This window comes from Micromonospora sp. ABR4_055, from assembly GCF_056160425.1.
This window is the reverse complement of record NZ_JBSWXD010000037.1, coordinates 24,378-44,445: the sequence shown is the minus strand read 5'-3', so window position 1 is coordinate 44,445 and position 20,068 is coordinate 24,378. Positions and strand designations below refer to the sequence as shown.

The 20,068-nt window shown below is 71.4% G+C and carries 21 protein-coding genes; 20 read left to right on the top strand and 1 reads right to left on the bottom strand.

What is annotated here, in order from left to right; translation table 11 throughout:
- The 5 genes from ACXAHD_RS11625 to ACXAHD_RS11605 all read left to right on the top strand — a co-directional run.
- On the top strand, window positions 1-503 hold a 503-nt coding region (locus ACXAHD_RS11625), incomplete at its 5' end, for a PadR family transcriptional regulator (RefSeq protein ID WP_475050332.1).
- Between the two features lie 103 nt (window positions 504-606).
- Window positions 607-960, top strand: coding sequence for a YciI family protein (locus ACXAHD_RS11620; RefSeq protein ID WP_475050329.1), 354 nt, complete (start codon window positions 607-609; stop codon window positions 958-960).
- 7 nt (window positions 961-967) lie between these two features.
- On the top strand, window positions 968-2,329 hold the full coding sequence (locus tag ACXAHD_RS11615; protein WP_281554276.1) for an RNA polymerase sigma factor: 1,362 nt from the start codon (window positions 968-970) through the stop codon (window positions 2,327-2,329).
- 164 nt (window positions 2,330-2,493) lie between these two features.
- Entirely contained in the window at window positions 2,494-3,318 is an 825-nt protein-coding gene (locus ACXAHD_RS11610; RefSeq protein WP_281554277.1) for an aspartate/glutamate racemase family protein, read from the top strand.
- Entirely contained in the window at window positions 3,315-4,466 is a 1,152-nt protein-coding gene (locus ACXAHD_RS11605) for an NAD(P)H-dependent flavin oxidoreductase (protein WP_475050326.1), read from the top strand. The genes ACXAHD_RS11610 and ACXAHD_RS11605 overlap by 4 nt, the downstream gene beginning before the upstream one ends.
- Window positions 4,467-4,509: 43 nt before the next feature.
- Here the strand turns inward: ACXAHD_RS11605 and ACXAHD_RS11600 are convergent, their stop codons facing one another.
- The gene (locus tag ACXAHD_RS11600; RefSeq protein WP_281554279.1) at window positions 4,510-5,715 is read right to left on the bottom strand and encodes an MFS transporter; all 1,206 of its coding nucleotides are present in this window, start codon (window positions 5,713-5,715) and stop codon (window positions 4,510-4,512) included.
- A 249-nt stretch (window positions 5,716-5,964) separates the two neighbouring features.
- Between ACXAHD_RS11600 and ACXAHD_RS11595 the strand changes: the two genes are divergently transcribed.
- The 15 genes from ACXAHD_RS11595 (at window position 5,965) to ACXAHD_RS11525 (ending at window position 20,057) form a co-directional block, all read left to right on the top strand.
- Window positions 5,965-6,840 carry a cupin domain-containing protein gene (locus ACXAHD_RS11595; protein ID WP_281554280.1) on the top strand — a complete coding sequence of 292 codons (876 nt, stop codon included), beginning with the start codon at window positions 5,965-5,967 and terminating at the stop codon, window positions 6,838-6,840.
- Complete coding sequence (locus ACXAHD_RS11590) at window positions 6,837-7,643, top strand: enoyl-CoA hydratase/isomerase family protein (protein ID WP_281554281.1); 807 nt, start codon at window positions 6,837-6,839, stop codon at window positions 7,641-7,643. Before ACXAHD_RS11595 ends, ACXAHD_RS11590 begins: the two co-directional genes overlap by 4 nt.
- Complete coding sequence (locus tag ACXAHD_RS11585) at window positions 7,636-8,073, top strand: hypothetical protein (RefSeq protein WP_281567382.1); 438 nt, start codon at window positions 7,636-7,638, stop codon at window positions 8,071-8,073. Before ACXAHD_RS11590 ends, ACXAHD_RS11585 begins: the two co-directional genes overlap by 8 nt.
- Window positions 8,070-9,605: a class I adenylate-forming enzyme family protein gene (locus ACXAHD_RS11580; protein WP_281554283.1), complete on the top strand. Its 1,536-nt coding sequence runs from the start codon at window positions 8,070-8,072 to the stop codon at window positions 9,603-9,605. Before ACXAHD_RS11585 ends, ACXAHD_RS11580 begins: the two co-directional genes overlap by 4 nt.
- 250 nt (window positions 9,606-9,855) lie before the next feature.
- Entirely contained in the window at window positions 9,856-10,890 is a 1,035-nt protein-coding gene (locus ACXAHD_RS11575) for an ABC transporter substrate-binding protein (protein WP_281554284.1), read from the top strand.
- A 35-nt stretch (window positions 10,891-10,925) separates the two neighbouring features.
- On the top strand, window positions 10,926-11,789 hold the full coding sequence (locus tag ACXAHD_RS11570; protein ID WP_281554285.1) for an ABC transporter permease: 864 nt from the start codon (window positions 10,926-10,928) through the stop codon (window positions 11,787-11,789).
- A complete protein-coding gene (locus ACXAHD_RS11565) occupies window positions 11,786-12,607 on the top strand; it encodes an ABC transporter ATP-binding protein (protein WP_281554286.1) in 822 nt (273 codons plus the stop codon). The genes ACXAHD_RS11570 and ACXAHD_RS11565 overlap by 4 nt, the downstream gene beginning before the upstream one ends.
- Window positions 12,604-13,143, top strand: a complete 540-nt coding sequence (locus tag ACXAHD_RS11560) for a MaoC/PaaZ C-terminal domain-containing protein (protein ID WP_281554287.1) — start codon at window positions 12,604-12,606, stop codon at window positions 13,141-13,143. The genes ACXAHD_RS11565 and ACXAHD_RS11560 overlap by 4 nt, the downstream gene beginning before the upstream one ends.
- Window positions 13,140-13,910 (top strand): enoyl-CoA hydratase/isomerase family protein, encoded by a 771-nt coding sequence (locus tag ACXAHD_RS11555; RefSeq protein WP_281554288.1) that lies wholly within the window; start codon window positions 13,140-13,142, stop codon window positions 13,908-13,910. Before ACXAHD_RS11560 ends, ACXAHD_RS11555 begins: the two co-directional genes overlap by 4 nt.
- A gap of 8 nt (window positions 13,911-13,918) precedes the next feature.
- The gene (locus ACXAHD_RS11550) at window positions 13,919-14,845 is read left to right on the top strand and encodes a TIGR03564 family F420-dependent LLM class oxidoreductase (protein ID WP_281554289.1); all 927 of its coding nucleotides are present in this window, start codon (window positions 13,919-13,921) and stop codon (window positions 14,843-14,845) included.
- Between the two features lie 94 nt (window positions 14,846-14,939).
- A complete protein-coding gene (locus ACXAHD_RS11545; protein WP_281555537.1) occupies window positions 14,940-15,716 on the top strand; it encodes a FadR/GntR family transcriptional regulator in 777 nt (258 codons plus the stop codon).
- Between the two features lie 160 nt (window positions 15,717-15,876).
- A complete protein-coding gene (locus ACXAHD_RS11540) occupies window positions 15,877-16,410 on the top strand; it encodes a MaoC family dehydratase (RefSeq protein WP_281554290.1) in 534 nt (177 codons plus the stop codon).
- Window positions 16,407-17,444, top strand: coding sequence for an LLM class flavin-dependent oxidoreductase (locus ACXAHD_RS11535; protein ID WP_281554291.1), 1,038 nt, complete (start codon window positions 16,407-16,409; stop codon window positions 17,442-17,444). The genes ACXAHD_RS11540 and ACXAHD_RS11535 overlap by 4 nt, the downstream gene beginning before the upstream one ends.
- Entirely contained in the window at window positions 17,441-18,688 is a 1,248-nt protein-coding gene (locus ACXAHD_RS11530) for a CaiB/BaiF CoA transferase family protein (RefSeq protein WP_475050314.1), read from the top strand. The genes ACXAHD_RS11535 and ACXAHD_RS11530 overlap by 4 nt, the downstream gene beginning before the upstream one ends.
- Window positions 18,689-18,698: 10 nt before the next feature.
- Window positions 18,699-20,057 (top strand): MmgE/PrpD family protein, encoded by a 1,359-nt coding sequence (locus ACXAHD_RS11525; RefSeq protein ID WP_281554293.1) that lies wholly within the window; start codon window positions 18,699-18,701, stop codon window positions 20,055-20,057.
- Window positions 20,058-20,068 lie beyond the last annotated feature (11 nt).

Genomic DNA, 20,068 nt, shown 5'->3' with positions numbered 1-20,068 from the left:
CCCTTCTCTCAACCTTCCCTTCCCTTTCTGCCCTCTCCCTTTTCTCCCCCCCCCCCCCCCCCCGGCCGAACGTGCGTGCCGCCGTGCTCGCCCTGCTCGTCGAAGGACCAATGCACGGGTACGAGATGATCCGGGAACTCGACTCCCGCACCGGCGGTGCCTGGCGACCGAGCCCGGGATCGATCTACCCCACCCTGCAACTGCTCGAGGACGAAGGGCTGGTCGTCGGGACCGTGGACGCGGCCGGCGGCAGCCGCCGGCAGTACGCGTTGACCGACGCCGGCCGCCCCGAGGCCGAGCAGGCCGCCGAGCAGGCGCCGTGGACGCAGTTCGCCCCGGAAACCGTGGAGAGCTGGCACGACGTGCGCGAATCCGGTATGCAGACGTTGCACGCGCTGCGCCACGTGATGATGAACGGCACCGCCGAGCAGCGGGAGCGGGCCCTGGCCGTACTCGACGAGACTCGCCGCAAGCTGTACGCCATCCTGGCCGACTCCGAGTAGGTCGCCGGTCACCGCAGGATTCGTAGGGATCGGCTGTCGATCCGGCGGCCCGCCGATCGTCGTCATGGCGTACGGCAACGCCACTACCTGCGAGGAGCCCGACATGAAGTACATGCTGTTGTTCGTCAGCCCGCCGACCGACGGCCCGGAGCAGGCCGGGGCGCAGTGCACGGTCGAGGACTGGATCGCCTACGACAAGCAGATGAAGGACGCCGGCATCTGGGTCAGCGGCAACGCCCTGGCGGACCTGACCACCTGCACTTCGGTCAAGGTCGACGCAGACGGTCAACGGATCGTCACCGACGGCCCGTTCGCTGAGAGCCGCGAGGTGCTCGGCGGCTACGACATCATCGACGTACCGGACCTGGACGTCGCGCTGAACTGGGCGGCCCGCTCGCCCGGTGCCCGGGACGGGGGATCGGTGCAGGTGCGTCCGGTCGCCGAGTTCGGGATCTGATCCCCCGATGGCCGGCGTCGAATCGCCCGACGACCCCGCCGCGCCCGCGAGGGGTGCCGATCCGGAAACGGCGAGGGGTGCCGATCCGGAAACGGTGCGGGGTGCCGATCCGGAAACGGTGCGGACCTCGGTGGCGGCCGTGTTCCGCGAGGAGCACGGCCGGCTGCTCGCCACCCTGGTCCGCCGCTTCGGTGACCTGCACCTGGCCGAGGAGGTGGCGGCCGAGGCCGTCGAGGCGGCTCTGACGCACTGGCCGGTCTCCGGCGTGCCGACCCGCCCCGGGGCGTGGCTGCTGACCACCGCCCGGCGTCGCGCGGTGGACCGGATCCGCCGTGACCGGACGCTGGCGCTGCGCCTGGCGGTGCTGCAGGCCGAGGCGGACCGGGCCGACCCGGCGCCGGCCGCCGACATCGACCCCGACCTGCCCGACGACCGGCTCGCGCTCTTCTTCACCTGCGCCCACCCGGCGTTGCCCGCGCCGGACCGGGTGGCGCTGACCCTGCGCCACCTCGGCGGGCTGACCACCGCCGAGGTGGCCCGGGCCTTCCTCGTGCCGGAGGCGACGATGGCCCAGCGGATCGTCCGGGCGAAACGCAAGATCCGCGACGCGCGCATTCCGTTCCGGGTGCCCGGTGTCGACGAGTTGCCGCAGCGACTCCCCGGCGTGCTGCAGGCGGTGTACTCGATCTTCACCGAGGGCTACGCGGCGAGCTCCGGTCCGCACCTGCAGCGCCTCGACCTGGCCGAGGAGGCCGTCCGGCTGGCCCGCATCCTGCACCGGCTGCTCCCGACCCAACGGGAGACCGCCGGCCTGCTCGGGCTGCTGCTGCTGGTCCACGCCCGTCGGCACGCCCGGACCGGCCCGGACGGGGCGCTGGTGCTCCTCGACGAGCAGGACCGGCGGCGGTGGGACCGACCGATGATCGCCGAAGGCTGCGGGCTGGCCCGTACGGCGTTGACCGGTGGCCCGCCCGGACCGTACGGGCTGCAGGCCGCGATCGCCGCGTTGCACGACGAGGCCGCCGACGTCGCCGGCACCGACTGGCCGCAGATCGTCGCCCTGTACGACGTACTGGCGCGGATCGCGCCCTCGCCGGTGGTCGACCTGAACCGGGCGGTGGCGGTGGCCATGCGCGACGGCCCGGCCGCCGGGCTGGCCATTCTCGACGAGCTGGCCGCCGACCCTCGGCTGCGCTCGCACCACCCGTTCCCGGCGGCCCGGGCCGAGCTGCTGCAGCGTCTCGGCCGGTACGCCGACGCGGCCGACGCCTACCGGCAGGCGCTGGAGCTGGCCGGCACCGAGCCGGACCGGGAGCACCTGCGGAGTCGGTTGGCTGCGGTACGGGCGGCGACCGCCGCGACGGACTGAGCCGGTCCCGGCGCCCGGTCCCGTCACCTCCCGACGGTGTCGGTCCGTTCGCCGAGACTGACGGCAGACCTTTCTTCCTCGGCCGAGTAAGCAGCTGAATACGTGTTCGGTGGATCGTTGACACTCTGCGAAGAGATAAGTCAGACTTTTGCCGGGAGGTCGACATGAGCGAGCTGCGACGACTGGCGGTCATCAACTCCGACGCGAAACGGGCCCCGGTCCTGCCCGATCCACCTGGACTCGTCACCGAACTGCTCGACCCGCGCCTGCGGCGGTTCGCCCGTACCCCCTACGAACACCTGCTCACCGAGGTCGGCACGGTCGACGTCGCCGAGGCGGCGATCGCCGCCGGCTGCGACGCCGTCTACATCGACACGTTCGGCGACTACGGCGTGGACCGGCTGCGGGCGGCCACCACGGTGCCGATCGTCGGTGCCGGCGAGGCGACACTGGCCTGGGCCGCCGCACTCGGTCGGCGGTTCAGCATCGTCACCGTCTGGCCGGCCTCGATGGACTACCTCTACGCGCAACGACTGGCCACCTGCCCCGGTGGCGAGCTCGCCGCCGGCGTGCACTACCTCTCCGACGAGACCGAGCTCGACCTGGTCGGCACCGACAGCGGGGTCAAGGCCCGGATGGGTCGGGGCGAGACCGACGTGGTCGCCGCCATCACCGAGGCGTGCCTGCGGGCCGCCGACGCCGATGGCACCGACCTGATCTTCTTCGGCTGCACCTGCATGACCCCGGTCGTCGAGGAGGTCGGGCACCGGACCGGGATCGAGATCCTCGACCCGTCCGTCGTCGGCCTGCGGGCCGGGCACGCCGCCGCGCTCGCCGCCACCGGTGCGCCAGCGCGGACCGGCCGGCTCGGCGCGGTCACCGCCCTGGTAGACGCCTACCTGGGTGTGGACGCGACGGCCGGGGCCAGTTGTTCGGTCGACGCCGACGGCTGCGAGGTCTGCGCCGTCACCTCGGCCTCGGCGTCGTGACGCCGCTGTGTCGGCGGGTCGGCATCGACCTGCCGGTGATCGCTTTCAGCCACTGCCGGGACGTGGTGGCGGCGGTGAGCCGGGGTGGTGGACTCGGGGTGCTCGGCGCGGCCTCGATGTCCCCGGAGGATCTCGAGCAGGATCTCGCCTGGCTCGACCGGGAGTGCGGGCGTACGCCGTACGGTGTCGATCTGCTCTTTCCCGCCACGACGGCCGGTGACGACCCGGCGGACCTGCTCGCCCAGATCCCGGCCGGGCATCAGGAGTTCGTCGCCGGGTTGCGGACCCGGCTGGGCATCCCGCAGCGGCGCAGCGCGCCCGGGCGGACCCGGCTGGGTGGGATGCCGACCGAGATCGACCATCTGATGACCCACGCGAACGCGTACGCGTTGTGGGAGGTCGTCCAGGCCCACCCGGTCCGGCTGGTGGCCAGCGCCCTCGGGCCGCCGCCCGCCGCGGTGCGGGCCGTCGCGACCCGGCGCGACATGCTGGTCGCCGGCCTGGTCGGCGACCAGCGACACGTCCGTCATCAGCTGGCCGCCGGCGTCGACGTGATCGTCGCCCAGGGCTACGAGGCGGCCGGACACACCGGCGAGACCACCACGATGGTGCTGGTGCCGCAGGTCGTGGCGGCCGCCGGTGAGGTGCCGGTGGTCGCCGCCGGCGGCATCGCCACCGGCCGTCAGATGGTCGCCGCACTGGCACTGGGCGCGCAGGCGGTGTGGACCGGCTCCATCTGGCTCTCCACCGCCGAGAGCGATCTCGACCCGGTGGTCAAGGACAAGATCGTGACGGCGGCGGCGACCGACACCGCGAAGACCACGTCGTACACCGGTAAGCCGACCCGACAGCTGACCACCGCGTGGACCCGGGCCTGGCAGCAGCCGCCGGCGCCGGCGCCGCTGGCCTCACCGGTGCAGCAGCTCCTCGCCCGTGACGCCGTCGTCAGCTCGTTCGAGCATCAGGTGACCCCGGTGATGGGTTCGGCGGCGGGCCAGGCGGTGGGCCTGGTCGACCGGGTGCGCTCCGTCGCCAGTGTGCTGGACGACCTGCGGACCGGCATGGCCGACGCGGTCGGCGACATCGCCGCCCTGGCCGATGACGACGCCAGTGACGTCGGTGACGCTGCCGCCCGCGACGGCGACTGACCCGGCGGGCGCGACGGCGACTGACCGGCGGCCGCGCGGCCCTTCACCGCCGACGGCGGCGGCGGGCGTCCAGGGCGGCGGCACCCAGCGTGTACGTGCTGAGCAGGGCGATGATCCCGGTCGCGACGGTCAGCACCGCTGACAGCGAGGTGCCGGTCAGCGCCGCGCCGCTGAGCAGTGCGCTGCCGCCGAGCGTGGTGAAGGCGGCCACCATCCACGCCGCGTAGATCTCCGCCCGCCGGTGCGTCGGTGCCGACTCGCCGATCAGTCGGGTGGCGCCGAGCAGCGTCAGCCCGCCCCCGAAGCCGACCAGCACCGCGCCGGTGACGGTGGCCGCCGGGTCCTGAAGATGCAGGGCCAGCGCGGTGGCCCCGGCGCCACCGGTGATCGCCACTACGCCCAGGCAGATCGACCGGGTCGAGTCGAGTCGGTTGAACAGCAACTGGGACAGCAGCGTCATACCGATCAGCAGGGTGAGCAGTCCGCCGGTGCCGCCGGCGGCGGTGACGCCGGCACCTTCGGCGAGGATCCGCGAGCCGAAGGTGCCGAACAGGGCCATGCACCCGTTGAGGGTCATCAGTGAGCAGGTGGCGACGCTGAACGGCAGCAGGATGGCGCGGGGGACCCGGACCGGCCGGACCAGCCGGATCCGTCGCGTCGTCCGACGGTCGGCCGGGGTGCGGACCAGCAGGATCAACGGCACCAGGGCGGCCACGCCGATGACGACGAACGGCAGCACCAGCGGGTAGCGGGTGTGGTCGGCCAGCAACCCGGACATCAGCGGTGCCAGGCCCATGCCGAGGGTGGTGCAGACCGAGTGGGTCAGGCTCCCCGCACGGGTGCCGCGAGGATGGAAGTCCAGCAGCGCGGCGGCGGTGGTGGCGCTGACCATCCCGGTCGCCATGCCCTGCACCACCCGCCCGGCGACCAGCGCCGGCAGCGACGCCGCGGTCGCGGTCACCAGGCACGCCGCCAGGACCAGCGCGACCCCGCCGAACATCACCGCCCGTCGACCGACCAGATCGGACAGACCGCCCAGTAGCGTCACGACCAGGATCACCCCGACGGGATAGCCGGCGAACGCGACGGCGACCTGCGCCGGCGTCAGCTGCCACCGGTCCGCGTAGATCGCGAACAGCGGGGTGGCGGCGAAACTGCCCAGCACGGCGACGAGGATCAGCGCGCCGGAGGCGGCAGCCATCCTCGCCGACGGACGTCGTGGGGTTTCCTCCAGCGCAGAGGTCGACACCGGCCACCGCCTTCCGGACAAAAGTCTGATGAATGAGGTCCGAGGCTGTCAAGGTCTTGCCAGACGAGGGTTCCCACCTGCAGAGTGTGGCCTGGAACTGCTGCTTGCTCGGCGGGCGACGAGGTTACACGGCGGAAACAGTGTTGGCGTCAAGGACTGTTGTCCAGTGTCTTTACGCCTAACGTCAGACATATTAGGTTGAGGCACTGGGCGTACTCGCCGCCAGTGGCGGGAGGTGGAGGTGCACCGATGACAGTCACGATCGTCGACGCCGGGAACGTGCCGTGGGTCAACGGCGAGCAGGTCTACGACTCGATGGAGCCCGCCTTCCGCGACAACTTCGGCGGCGACCCCGACCAGGTGCGTGAACTGCTGTCCCGGTACTGGATGCGGTCGCTGTGGCTGGACCGGGACACCACCCGCAGGATCGACCACATCCGGGCCGTCGCCGGCTACCGCGATCTCAGCGAGGCCTACCACGACAGCGTGGAGGAGGCGTACTTCCTCGACGGTGTGGTCGACCTCAGCGCCGAGGGACGGCTGATCGCCGGCGACTACTTCTGGCGTCCGCCGGGCTGGGTGCACAAGGCCAGCAGCGACGAGGGCTTCACCGCGATCCTGTGCATGGAGGGCGCGGTCGCCACCGAGGGCAGTGACCGGGTGACCCGGGTGGTCTGCCCGGACGACCAGGCCGGCGTGCGGGCCCGGGCAAACGGGGCAGCCGGGGCGGCCGACGACGTCGGCCCGCGCGGCTACCTGCGGCGGGTCGAGTCGCGGCAGCTGCCCTGGGCACCGTTGACCGCCCGGTGGTCGGGTGTCGACGCCGAGGTGGTCGGGCTGCCGTCGCCCGACACCGGACCGACACCGGTGGGCCGGCCGCTGAGCCGCAACGTGGTCACCGGGGCGTGCAGTGCGCTGGTCCGGCTGCCGGCCGGCTACACCGGTACGCCGCAGCCGGTCGACCGGGAACGGTTCCTCGTCACCACCACGGGGACCCTGACGGTCGCGGGGCAGCCGCTGACCGCCTGCTCGCTGATACACCTGCCGGCCGGTGCCACGCCGCCGCCCATCGTCGCCGACACCGACGTCGAGCTGTTCGTCAAGATCGGGGAGGCGACGGCGTGACCGACGTACGGTTCGCCACCGACGACCAGGTGATGACGATCGTCCTCGACGGCCCGGAGACGATGAACAGCCTGACGCCGGCGGCGATCGCCGGACTGGACGCCGCCCTGGCCGCCGCCGAGGTCGATCACACCCTGCGGGCCGTGGTGATCACCGGAGTGGGGGACCGGGCGTTCAGCGTCGGGATGGACATCGACTTCCTGGAATCCTGCTTCGACGACCCACAGCGGATCTTCCTGCCGTTCCTGCGCTCGTACCATGCGGTACTGCGTCGCATCGAGCAGCTCGGCGTACCGGTCGTCGCCCGGGTCAACGGCCTCGCCCGCGCCGGTGGCTTCGAGCTGATCCTGGCCTGTGATTTCGTGATCGCCGCCGACGAGGCGAAGGTCGGCGACATCCACCTGGAGTTCGGCATGCCGCCCGGTGCCGGCTCCAGCCAGCGTGCGCCGCGCAAGCTCGGCGACCAGCGGGCCAAGGCGCTGATGCTCACCCCGCTGTGGCTGCGCGGGCCGGAGCTGGTGCAGTGGGGTGTCGCGCTGGCCAGCGCACCCCGGGCGCAGCTGGACGACGAGGTCGGCAAGCTGCTGTCGTCGCTGCGCGGCCGGTCCCGCCCGGCGATGGCGATCACCAAGCGGCTGCTCAACTCGGTGCACACCATGACGCTGGAGGAGGGCCTGCGCTACGAGCGCGAGATGTTCTCCCGGCTGCACGAGGAGGTGCCCGAGGTGGCCGAGGGCTACCGGGCGTTCGTCGACAAGCGCGAGCCGGTCTGGGGGGACGTCGATGTCCGCGGCCTTGCCTGAACCGCCGGCCCCGCCCTCGCCGTCGGCGGATCCGCCGTCGGTCACCGTCACCGCGGAGCTGGTCGACACCCTGATCAGTCGGGGCGGCTACACCCATCCGCTGTTCAACCCGCCGGACCCGGGCAGTGGCGGTGGCCCGCCGCTGCCCGGCCAGGCGGTGCTGCTGCTGATGGGCGGCCTGGCCGAGCAGTCCGGCCAGCTCGACGACGCGATCGCGCTGCTGGAGCTGCGCCGGATGCGGTTCCATCAGCTGGTCCGGGCCGGCGCCACGCTGCGGGTGCGGATCGAGCGCCTCGCCAGCCGGAGCACCTCCAGCGGCAAGGTCGTGGCCGAGCTGCGGTGGACCGCCGTCGACGCCGACGGTGCGCCCGTGGCCGAGGCCGAAGCCGTCATGCTGATGAACGAATCGGGAAAGGCGGACCCAAGGTGACGGGTGTGCAGCTCAACATGGCGGCCGGGATCCGGGAGTTCGGCCGCGCCACGCCACGCCGGATCGCGGTGGTCGACGGCGACCGTGAGGTCACCTTCGGTGCCCTGCACCAGCGGTCGAGCCAGCTGGCCAGTGCGACCCTGGACCGGGGGTTGGCGCCCGGGGAGCGGATCGCGGTGCTGAGCAACAACCGGTACGAGTACTTCGAGATCTCCGCGGCGATGGCCAAGGCCGGTATCCCGACGGTGCCGCTGAACCCGCGCAACAACGTGACCGACAACGCGTACATCCTGGCCCACTCGGCCGTCCAGGGGATCATCGTCGCCGACGACCTCGCCGACCGGGTCGACGGGCTGCTCGACGGGCTACGGCTGGTGCTCAGCTTCGACGGCGGGGTGGGCGAGCACTACGGGACGTTCCTCGACGGTGGGCGGGCGGTCGACCCGCAGGTGCCGGTCGACGAGCTGGATCCGTTCTGTGTCACGTACACCTCCGGCACCACCGGGCGACCCAAGGGGGTGCTGCTCACCCACCGGGGCCGGGTGCTGACCGCGTTCGGGGTGGGGCTGGACTACGGGCTGGGCCCGAACCGCAGCACGATCGCGGTGGCGCCGATGTACCACGGCGCCGGCTTCGAGTTCGCGTACGCGGCACCGATGCTCGGCGGCTCCTGCACGGTACTGCCGAGCTGGGATCCGCAGCGGCTGCTCGACCTGATGGTGAGCAGCCGGGCGGAGACGGTCTTCCTGGTGCCCACCCACGCCCAGCACATCCGCCGGTTCTGTCCGGAGCCGGCGGCCCGCTACGACCTGTCGGCGCTGAAGACCCTCTACTTCAACGCCGCCGCGTTGCCGGTCGCGCTCAAGGAGTGGGTGATCGAGGCGTTTCCCGGCGTGGAGGTGCACGAGCTCTACGGGTCGACGGAGTGCTCGATCGTGACCAACCTGCGGCCGGAGTTCGCGCTGGACCGGGCGGGCAGCGTGGGTCATCCGTGGTTCTGGAACGAGGTACGGCTGGTCGACGAGGACGGGGCGCAGGTCGGCCCGGGTGAGCCCGGCGAGCTGTACGCGCGTTCGCCGCTGCTGCTGACCGGCTATCTCAACGACGAGGAGGCGACCCGGGCCGGGTACGACGCCGACGGCTTCTTCTCGGTCGGCGACATCGCGGTCCGTGACGAGGAAGGCTTCATCTCGATCGTCGACCGGAAGAAGGACATGATCATCGCGGGTGGGGTGAACATCTTCCCCCGCGAGATCGAGGAGGTCATCGCGCGGCACGGGCCGGTGGACGAGGTCGCGGTGGTCGGCGTTCCGGACGAGGTGTACGGCGAGCGGATCGCCGCGTTCGTGGTGAGCCGTGCCGGCCAGCAGATCGACGTCTCCACGCTGGATGGCTACGTACGGGAGCACGTGGCGCGGTACAAGGTTCCCCGGGAATGGCACGTGGTCGACCAGTTGCCGCGCAACCCGAGCGGGAAGATCCTCAAGCGGACGATCCGCGACGAGTACGTCAGTCAACCTGGTAAGGGTTGATTGTAGGCGCCTTCTCTTCCAATGTCTGACCAATGTGGGTGGGACGGTTTTCGTCGCTGTACCCGTATTGAAACGCGGCGCTGCCCGCTTGTTGCGCTGCTGCCAGCGGTGGAGATTGTGTCAGTACGGTAAAACTCTGACTTTTAGTGGACTGGCTGGTCAGAGGCCGTTAGTGTCATCCGCACCAAGGTCCCGATGCGGCTCGCGGCTCACCTGTCGACCGCACGGACTTCGTGATCAGGAGGCCATCGTGTCCCACTTCAATAGTTCCGGTGTCGCCCTCTCCCGTCGCTCCGTGCTCGCCGGTCTCGGCGGCGCGTTCATGGGCGGCGTACTGCTGACCGCCTGCGGCAGCGACGACTCCGACTCCGGTTCCACCGGCGCCGCCGACGGCGACCTCACCACGATCCGACTCGCCGGACTACCGGCCTCGGCGCTCGCCGCGTTCAAGCTCGCCATGTCCGACGGTGCCTTCGAGGCCGCCGGCCTCGACATCCAGTACGAGGAGTACGCCGAGGCGGCCGCCGTCTACACCGCGTACCGGGCCAACGAGGTCGACGGTGGCCTCGGCGGCATCCCGTCCACCGCCAACCTGGTCGCCACCGGCGTCGACCGCAAGGTCGTCTGCGCGCTGCAGCGCACCACCAACGGCATCCTGGTGCGCGCCGACAGCGACATCCAGTCCCTCGGTGACCTGCGTGGGCGCAAGCTTGGTCTGTTCGGCAGTGCGATCGGTTCCTCCACCAACCAGTTCTTCGCACTCTGCCGCGAATACCACGGCTTCAACCCCACCACCGACTGCGAGGTGCAGTACGGCGCCCCGAACCTGATGGCCGAACTGCTCGGCCAGGGCGACGTGGACATGGCACTGGTGATCGACCCGGCCGGTGCGGACCGGGTGGTCAGCGGCGAGTACCGGTCGCTGGGCGACCTCGGCGTGCTGCTGGAGGAGGCCACCGGGCTGCAGGCGTTCACCGCCGGCTGGGACTTCGCCACCGACTTCATCGACGCCAACCAGGAGGCCGTGCAGGCCTTCGTCGACGTGAACCTCGAGTACCAGACCCGGTTCAACGGCGACCAGTCGCTGTGGGACAGCGCCCTGCGGGAGTTGTACGAGATCGACGACCAGGCAGTGCTCGACGTCATCTGGGAGAACCAGCGCGGCCGGCTCGTCGAGCAGTGGGGCGAGCAGGAGAAGCAGCAGGCCGCCGAGCTGCTCACCTTCCTGAGCGACAACGGTGAGCCGGAGTTCCTGCCCGAGGTGCCCGACGGGCTGTTCGTCTGACGTCGACCACCCCCCGCCTCGCGAGGAGACGCACGATGACCCTGTCCGAAACCACCCAGCCGGCGCAAGCGACGGCCGGAGCGGCGGATCGTGGCGCGGCGGGTGGCCGCGGTGGCGGTGGGCGCGGTGGTGCCCACCGCTTCCTGCGGCACGGCGTCTCGCTGCGGATCGCCTCCGTGTTCATGCTGATCGTCATCTGGTGGCTGGGTTCACTGGCCGTCGGTGAGCGGATCCTGCCGACCCCGTGGACCACCGCGTCGGCGTTGGTGACCAGCGTGCAGGAGACGGTCTTCTGGACCGACCTGCAGGTCACCATGGTCCGGATCCTGATCGGCTTCGCCGCCTCCATGGTGCTCGGTGTGCTGGTCGGTCTGGTGATGGGGCTGTCCCGGATCGCCGAAGGGCTGCTGGACATCTGGATCGCCGTCGGCCAGACCATCCCCAGCCTCTGCTGGGTGATCGTCGCGTTCATCATGTTCGGCCTCAACGACACCGCCACCGTCGTGGCGATCACCCTGACGTCCTTTCCGATCATCGCGATCAACATGTGGTCCGGGGTCAAGGCGATCGACCCCCGGCTCGGCCAGATGGCCCGCACTCTCGGTGCGTCGCGGGGCCTGCGTACCCGGGAGGTGACCCTGCCCCAGGTGCTGCCGGCGGTGATGGCCTCGGCCCGGTTCGGGTTCGGCATCGTGTGGAAGGTCGTCGTCCTCGCCGAGCTGCTCGGCCGCACCGACGGCATCGGCTACCGGCTCAACTACTGGTTCCAGCTCTTCCGGATGGAACAGGTCTTCGCACTCACGCTGTTCTTCTCGATCCTGATGGTGGTGCTGGAGTTGGCGGTGTTCAAACCGATCGAGGCCAAGCTGTTCCGCTGGCGTCCGGAGGGGGCCCGATGAGCGCCGACGCCCGGATCGTCATATCCGACCTGGTCAAGGGCTTCCACACCCGCAACGGCTTCATCACGGTCATCGAGCGGATGAACCTGGAGATTGCCGACGGCGAGTTCGTCGCGCTGGTCGGACCGTCCGGTTGTGGCAAGTCGACCGTGCTGAACATGCTCAGCGGGCTGGACACCGACTTCACCGGCACAGCCGAGATCCGCAGCGGGGCACCGGGGGTGCAGTTCAGCTACGTGTTCCAGGAGCCGCGGCTGCTGCCCTGGAAGACAGTCCGGCAGAACGTCGAGTTCGCCCTGAAGGCGACCGGGGTGGACCGGGCGCAGTGGTCCGACCGGGTGATGCCGGTGCTGCGTCGGGTCGGACTGGCCGGCTTCGAGAACCACTATCCGCACCAGATCTCCGGCGGCATGCAGCAGCGCACCGCGCTAGCCCGGGCGTTCGTGCTGGACGCGCCGGTGATGCTGATGGACGAGCCGTTCAGCGGGCTGGACGAGTTCACCGCCCGCAGCCTGCGTCAGCTGCTGCTGGAACTGCGTACCCAGACGGCGGGCAAGGCGTTCGTCTTCGTCACCCACAACGTGTTCGAGGCCGCGGTGCTCTCCGACCGGGTGGTGCTGATGTCCAACCGGCCGTCGACCGTACGCCGGGTGGTCGACGTCGAGGTGCCGTTGCCGCGCAGCTACGACGATCCCCGGCTGTTCGACGTCAGCCGCGAACTCACCCACGAGATCATCTCGACGATGACCGCCACCGACGACGGTGGTCTCGTCGTCGACGAGGCACACACCCGACTCGCCGGGCCGGGTGCGTCGTGACCGGCGCGCTGCGACCCCGGCTGCCGACCGCGTTCGCGGCCGGGGCGGTGCTGCTCACCCCGGCCCGGACGCTGACCGACGGAGACTTCGCCGCGATCGTCAACGTCTCCTGGGAGAACGGCCCGCTGCACACCGACGCCGAGTACATGCGCGGCACCGGGTTCGGCCGGCCGATCCTGGGCGGGCCGTGCCTGATCGCGCTCGCCGCCGGGCTCACCTCGACCACCATGTACGCCGCCTGGTACGCCGCCGGCCTGGACTGCCACGCCGCGCTCGGCATCGACGAGATCCGTTACACCGGGCCGGTGTCCGCCGGTGACACGCTACGCGTGCGTATCGAGGTGACGCGGTTGGAGCCGACCCCGGGCGGGCGGATGTACGTGGGCGTGGTGCACGACGACGTACGCAACCAGCGGGACGAGACCGTCCTGCGGATGACGCGTTCCTACCTGCTGCGCCCACTGCCCGAGCCCGAGCCGGAGTCCGAGTCCGATTCTGCGCCGGGCGTCGGCGCGGCAAACCCGGAGCAGCCGTGAAACCGCCGTCGACCAGCACCCTCACGCTGACCCGGCACGGGCGGGTGCTGCTGGTCACCCTGGACCGGCCGCACCGGCTCAACGCCTACGACCGGGTGATGGTCGACGAACTGCGGCGTACCTGGCGCTGGTTCGGTGCCGACGACGGCCTGCACGTCGCCGTGCTGACCGGAGCCGGCGAGCGCGGCTTCTGCACCGGCTTCGACGTCGACGACACCCTCGACGCCGGGGTCACCAGTCCGTCGCTGGACCACGCCGGCCGGGTCGCGTTGACCGCCCGCGACCTGGGCGTCTACAAGCCGGTGGTGACGGCGGTCAACGGGCACTGCTGCGCCGGTGGTTGGCACTTCGTCAACGACGCCGACGTGGTGCTCTGCACCGAGACGGCGACCTTCTTCGACACCCACCACGACGTGGGCCTGGCCAACCCGGTCGAGGCGGTCGGCGCGCTGGGGCGGCTGCCGCTCGGCGAGCTGATGCGGATGGTGCTGACCGGGCGCGCGTACCGCATCGACGCCCGCCGGGCGCTGGAGCTCGGTCTGGTGACCGAGGTGACCGCTCCCGCCGATCTGGTGGACCGGGCGTTGGCCATCGCCACCGAGATCGCCCAGCATCCGCTCGACGTGCTGACCACCACGGTGGAGACGGTGTGGACGGCGGTGCAGGCGCAGCGGTCCGCGGCCGAGGCGTTCGGGTTGGCGATGCTGGCCCGCTCCGACGCCTCGACCGCCCGGCGCGGCGAGTCCATGCGGGAATTCCGGCACTGAGGGGCACGATGGACTACGGGATCTTCAGCCACATCGAACGGCTCGACGACCTCGAGCGTGACCTGCGGGCCGCCGACGCCGACGGGATCGCCAGCTACTGGCTGACGCAGGGCTTCGGGCACGACACGCTGACCGTGATCGGCGCGTACGGTCGGCAGCTGAGCCGGCTGCGGATCGGCACCGCCGTGGTGCCGGTCTACCCGCGTCACCCGATGGCCCTGGCCCAGCAGGCGCTCACCACCAACATGCTGCTCGGCGGCCGGTTGGTGCTCGGCGTCGGGCCGTCGCACCCGCAGGTGGTCGAGCCCTGCTGGGGGATGTCCTACGAGCGGCCGGCGCGCTACATGCGCGAGTACCTGACCGCGCTGACCGGCGCGCTGACCCAGCGGGTCCGCTACACCGGTGAGGTGATCACCGCCCGGGGTGACCTGACGATCAGCGGCGACCCGCCGGCACCGGCGGTGATGGTCTCCGCGCTGGGCCCGAAGATGCTGGAGCTGACCGGTGCCCTTGCCGCCGGCACGATCACCTGGATGGTCGGCCCGCGCACGCTGACCGAGCTGACCGTACCGGCGATCACCGCCGCCGCGCGGACGGCTGGTCGGCCGGCCCCCGAGATCGTGGTGACCGCCGCGGTCTGCGTCACCGACGACCCGACCCGGGCCCGCGCGGCGATCGACCCGGTGCTCGGCTGGTACGACGACAAGCCGTCCTACCGGGCGATGCTGGACCGCGAAGGTTTACAGCGGGCCAACCAGATGGCGATCGTCGGTGACGCAGACGAGGTGCGGGCCGAGATCGACCGCTATGCGCGGGCCGGGGCGAGCACCTTCGCGGCCCAGTTCTACGGCACCCCGGAGGAACGGGCGGCAACGCGGGCGCTGATCGGCGAGCTGGCCGGGACCACCCGTTCGACCGGGGATGGCCGACAGTGACGCGGATCGGCGTCCGCCATGCCCTACCGTGGTGGTTCGCGACGAATCCGCACTCCGGTGTGCGGGTCCGAAAGGATGCGGAGCCGAAGTGACCATGGCCAAGGACGTGACGCACGAGCCGGCGAGCCGGTCGGAAAAGGCGATCCCGGGGCACCGCCGGGATCCTGGGGTGCTCGGGGTGACCCGGGTCCAACCCGCGTACCAGCAGGTCGCCGACCAGTTGCGGGAGCGGATCCTGGACGGGTCGCTGACCGCGGGGGACCGGTTGCCGACCGAGGTCGAGCTGTCGGAGATCTTCGGGGTCAGCCGTAGCACGGTACGGGAGGCGTTGCGGGTGCTGGCGTCCAAGGATCTGATCCGCACCACCCGGGGAACCACCGGCGGCACCTTCGTGGCCCGGGTGCAGTTCGACCAGGTGAGCGAGTATCTGGAGATGAGCTTCGGGCTGATGTCCGGGGCCCGGGACATCACGTTGGACAACCTGCTGGAGGCGCGGGAGTGCCTGGAGGTGCCGGCGGCCGGGCTGGCCGCGCTGCGCCGCGCCGACGAACATCTGGTGCTGATGCGTCAAGCGGTGGAGCGGGAGAAGTCGACCCGGGCCCGCGGCCGCAAGTTCCGTGAGCACCGGACCTTCCACGGGGTGCTGGTCGAGGCGACCGGTAACCAGCTGCTCGGGGTGATGGCCGAGCCGGTCTTCCGGGTGCTGCAGGCGCGGACCGCCGACCGCGACATGCCCGCGGAGTACTGGAGCCAGATCGACGCCGAACACACCGAGATCTGCGGCTATGTCGAGGCCGGTGATGTCGAGGGTGCGCAGGCGGCGATGCGGGCCCACCTGGGTACCGTCCGCCGGGCGTACGACGGACACTGAAGACAAACTCACAACTAAATACCTGATGTTTCGGAACTACGCCCTGCTGTCGTGCTGAGCAGGGCGTTTTCGTTGGCCTGGTTGAGTTGCTGGCCCTTGACTCGTAAAAGTCAGACAAATAAGCTGGTGGCAGTTCACGGGCGGGCGAGAGGATCGGTCGATGTCGGTACGGCAGGGGTGGACCGGACGCTTCTTTGAAGACTTTGGCGTCGGCGACGTCTATCAGCATCCCCTCGGGCGCACCGTGTCCGAGGCGGACAACACCTGGTTCACCCTGTTGACGATGAACACCAGCCAGATGCACTTCAACACCGAGTACGCCGCCCGGTCGGAGTTCGAGCGGCCACTGGTCGTCTCCACCCTGACCCTGGCCATCGCGGTCGGGCAGAGCGTCACCGACCTCACCCAGAACGCCTTTGCCAACCTCGGCTGGAACGAGATCGTCCTGCCGCACCCGGTGTTCGCCGGCGACACCCTCTACAGTGAATCGTTGGTACTCGACAAGCGTGAATCCGGGTCCCGCCCGTACGCCGGGATCGTGACGGTCCGCACCCGCACCCTCAACCAGGACGGCGCACAGGTCTGCGCCTTCAAACGCACCTTCTACGTCTACAAGCGTGGCGCCAAGCAGGTCGAGGGAATCTTCCCGGCCGCCGCCACCCCGCTGTCGCTGGAGAACGAGGCGACCGGATGAGCCTGCGCCTGACCTACCAGCCCTGGGGAGAGACCCTCGCCGAACTCGCCGCCGCCGGCCGTCGCGCCGAGCAGGCCGGCGCCGAGGTGCTCTGGGTCTCCGAACTGCACCGTAGCGCAACCGGCACCGCCGCCGCGCTGGCCGGCACCACCACGACCGCCCGGATCGGCACCTCGATCGTGCTGGCCTTCACCCGCAGCCCGATGATCACCGCCTTGGAGGCGCTCGACCTCGACGAGCTCTCCGATGGACGGTTCATCCTCGGCCTCGGCTCCGGCGTCCGGCGACTCAACGAGGACTGGCACCACGTCGACTTCGGCAAACCCGTCGCCCACCTGCGGGAGACCGTCCGCAACATCCGGCACTTCTGGGCCAACTGCGCCACCGGCGAACCGATGATGCTCGACGGCGAGTACGAGCCGATGCGCATCCGCGGCTACGAACGCCCGTTCCCGGTGCCGCCGGCCGGCATCCCGGTCTACCTGGCCGCGATGGGGCCGCTGATGACCCGGCTGGCCGGGCAGATCGGCGATGGCTGGATCAGCCACGAACTCTGCTCTCCGGCGTACCTGGCCGGGCAGATCCTGCCCGACCTGACCGCCGGCATCGACCGGGCCGGCCGGACCCGCGCCGACCTCGACGTCGTCGTCTCCGCCTGCTGCTCGGTCGCCGACGACCGGGCGTTGGCCCGCCGCCGCGCCGCCGGCCTGGTCGGCTTCTACGCCACCGTGCGCACCTACGCCGACTTCTTCGCCTTCCACGGCCTCGCCGACGACCAGCAACAGGTGATCGACGCGTTCCGGGCCGGCGCCGGCGCCGACCACCTCGCCGACTCCGTCAGCGACCGGATGGTCGACACGCTGACCCTGGCGGGTGACCGCGCCGAGGTTGCCGAGCGGATCGCCGGGTACGCGGGCATCGCCGACTCGGTCAAGTTGAGTCCACCCACCCACGGGCTGCCCGCCGCCGAGACCCGAGCCGCCCAGGACGAGATCATCGCGCTGATCGCCGAGCTGACGGGAGCCGCAGCATGACGCCGCTGGCCGACATCCGGATCATCGCCGTGGAGCAGTACGGCGCCGGCCCGTTCGGCACCGTACACCTGGCCGACCTCGGCGCCGAAGTGATCAAGATCGAGGATCCACGGGCCGGCGGCGACGTCGGCCGCTACGTGCCGCCGTACGCCGAGGACGAGGACTCGCTGTTCTTCGAGACGTTCAACCGCAACAAACGCAGCCTGTCACTGGACCTGACCACCGACGCCGGCCGCGAGGTGTTCGAGAAGCTCGTCGCCGTCGCCGACGTCGTCTACTCCAACCTGCGTGGCGACGTGCCGGAGAAGATGCGAATTCGCTACGACGACCTCAAGCACATCAACCCGCGGATCGTCTGCGTCTCGCTGACCGGCTTCGGGATGACCGGCCCGCGTCGGGCCGAACCCGGCTACGACTACATCCTGCAGGGACTCGCCGGCTGGATGGAGCTCACCGGTGAACCCGACGGACCACCGACCAAGTCCGGACTGTCCCTGGTCGACTACTCCGGCGGGTTCGTCGCCGCCATCTCGCTGCTCGCCGGGGTGCACGCCGCCCGCCGCGACGGCGTCGGCATGGACTGCGACGTCAGTCTCTACGACACCGCGATCTCGATGCTCACCTACCCGGCCACCTGGCATCTCAACGCCGGCTTCCAGCCGGCCCGCACCCACCACTCGGCGCACCCGTCGCTGGTGCCGTTCCAGGCCTTCCAGGCCAAGGATGGCTGGATGGTGGTCGGCTGTGCCAAGGAGAAGTTCTGGACCCGGCTCGCCGACGTCGTCGGCCACCCCGAATGGGCCGCCGCCGGATCGCCGTACGGGACCTTCGGCACCCGCCGCGACAACCGCGACGAGCTGCTCGCCGAACTGGAGCAGATCTTCCGGCAGCGCACCGTCGAGGAGTGGCTGACCCAGCTGTACGCTGCCGCGATCCCCTGCGGGCCGATCAACGACGTGCCGGCGGCGCTGGCCGAGGAGCACACCGCCGCCCGGGACCTCGTGGTCACCACCGAACACCCCCGGTTCGGCACCGTGGCGCAGCTCGCCAGCCCGGTGCGGGTCGGCGCCGAACCGCCCGCGTACCGCCGCGCGCCGCAACGCAACGAGGACTTCGCCACCGTCACCGGCGACATCCTCGGGCTCGACCCGCAGACCCTGGCCGAGTTGACCGCCGCCGGCGCGTTCGGCACCCCCCGTAGCCCCGGCCCGGCCGCCGCCGGTTCCGAGGACACCGCCCGATGACCGGCCCGCCATGATCGCCGCAGCGCTCGCCGACTGGGCGACCGGACCGCTCGACCCGCCGGCGGCGGTCCGGCGGGCCGCGCTACGGCACCTGCTCGACGGCCTTGGCACCGCCCTGGCCGGCCGGCGCGGCGGCACCGTCGACCCGGCGCTGCACGTCGCCCGCGACCTCGGCGGCCCACCGGAAGCCACCCTGCTCGGTGGCCGGGACACGATCGGTGCCCCCGCCGCCGCGCTGGCCGCCGGCGCCATGGTGCACGCGCTCGACTTCGACGACACCCACGCCGCCGGCCTGGTGCACGCCACCGCCGTGGTGCTGCCCGCCGCCTTCGCCGTCGGCGAGCAGGTCGGCGCCAGCGGCCGCGACGTACTGCACGCCGCCATCGCCGGGTACGAGACGGTCTGCCGGGTCGCCGCCGCCGCCCCGCACGGCTTCCACGCCCGCGGCCTGCACGCCACCATGGTCGCCGGGGTCTTCTCCAGCGCGCTGGTCACCGCCCGGCTGCTGCGGCTGGACGCCGCCCGCGCCACCGACGCGCTCGGCATCGCCGGCAGCCAGGCCGGCGGGCTGCTCGCCTTCCTGCACACCGGGGCGGCCACCAAACAACTGCACCCCGGCTTCGCCTCGCACGCCGGCATCCTCGCCGCCCGGCTCGCCGCCGCCGGCGCGGCCGGCCCGGCGAACGTCTTCGACGGCCCGCACGGCGTCTTCGACGCCCTGGCCGCCGGCCCCGTCGACCCGGCGTCGATCATCGCCGGCCTCGGCCAACGCTGGGAAACCCTCCGGATCGGCATCAAGCCCTACCCGGCCTGCCAGCTGTCGCACGCCGCGATCGACGCCGCCCGCGCCGCCCGCCGCCAGCCCGGTTTTCCCGCCGACCCGGCCGCGATCGCCCGGATCGACGTCGACGTGCACCCCGACTCGGCACCCACGGTCTGCGGGCCCGGCCGGGACCTGACCCGGCCGGCCACCCCGTACGCGGCGAAGTTCTCGCTGCCGTGGAGCGTCGCCGCGACACTGCTCGACGGCGACCTGACCACCGCCAGCTACCGGCCCGACGTCATCGACCGCGCCGACGTGACCGCCCTCGCGGCCCGGCTGCACTGGCGGATCGTCGCCACCGGTGGGCACGCCGCCGACGCCCCCGGTGCCGTCGTGGTCACCCTGGCCGACGGCACGACCGTACGCGGCGCGGTGCCGCGCAGCGGCGGCGGCCCGGACACCCCGCTGACCGACGACGAACTGGCCGCCAAGTTCCTCGGCAACGCCGGCCCGGCCGGCGCGCCCGTCGTCGACCTGCTGCGCCGCCTCGACGACCTCGACGACCTCGACCCGATCATGGCGGCGCTGGCCGCCGCCGGTGACTGACCAGGGAGACG

Bases quoted from the DNA above. Each gene is read 5' to 3' on its own strand.
- ACXAHD_RS11545 (WP_281555537.1), top strand. From the start codon at position 14,940: ATGGCCAAGGACGTGACGCACGAGCCGGCGAGCCGGTCGGAAAAGGCG.
- ACXAHD_RS11525 (WP_281554293.1), top strand. From the start codon at position 18,699: ATGATCGCCGCAGCGCTCGCCGACTGGGCGACCGGACCGCTCGACCCG.
- ACXAHD_RS11535 (WP_281554291.1), top strand. From the start codon at position 16,407: ATGAGCCTGCGCCTGACCTACCAGCCCTGGGGAGAGACCCTCGCCGAA.
- ACXAHD_RS11615 (WP_281554276.1), top strand. From the start codon at position 968: ATGGCCGGCGTCGAATCGCCCGACGACCCCGCCGCGCCCGCGAGGGGT.
- ACXAHD_RS11565 (WP_281554286.1), top strand. From the start codon at position 11,786: ATGAGCGCCGACGCCCGGATCGTCATATCCGACCTGGTCAAGGGCTTC.
- ACXAHD_RS11550 (WP_281554289.1), top strand. From the start codon at position 13,919: ATGGACTACGGGATCTTCAGCCACATCGAACGGCTCGACGACCTCGAG.
- ACXAHD_RS11610 (WP_281554277.1), top strand. From the start codon at position 2,494: ATGAGCGAGCTGCGACGACTGGCGGTCATCAACTCCGACGCGAAACGG.
- ACXAHD_RS11620 (WP_475050329.1), top strand. From the start codon at position 607: ATGAAGTACATGCTGTTGTTCGTCAGCCCGCCGACCGACGGCCCGGAG.
- ACXAHD_RS11570 (WP_281554285.1), top strand. From the start codon at position 10,926: ATGACCCTGTCCGAAACCACCCAGCCGGCGCAAGCGACGGCCGGAGCG.
- ACXAHD_RS11595 (WP_281554280.1), top strand. From the start codon at position 5,965: ATGACAGTCACGATCGTCGACGCCGGGAACGTGCCGTGGGTCAACGGC.
- ACXAHD_RS11530 (WP_475050314.1), top strand. From the start codon at position 17,441: ATGACGCCGCTGGCCGACATCCGGATCATCGCCGTGGAGCAGTACGGC.
- ACXAHD_RS11540 (WP_281554290.1), top strand. From the start codon at position 15,877: ATGTCGGTACGGCAGGGGTGGACCGGACGCTTCTTTGAAGACTTTGGC.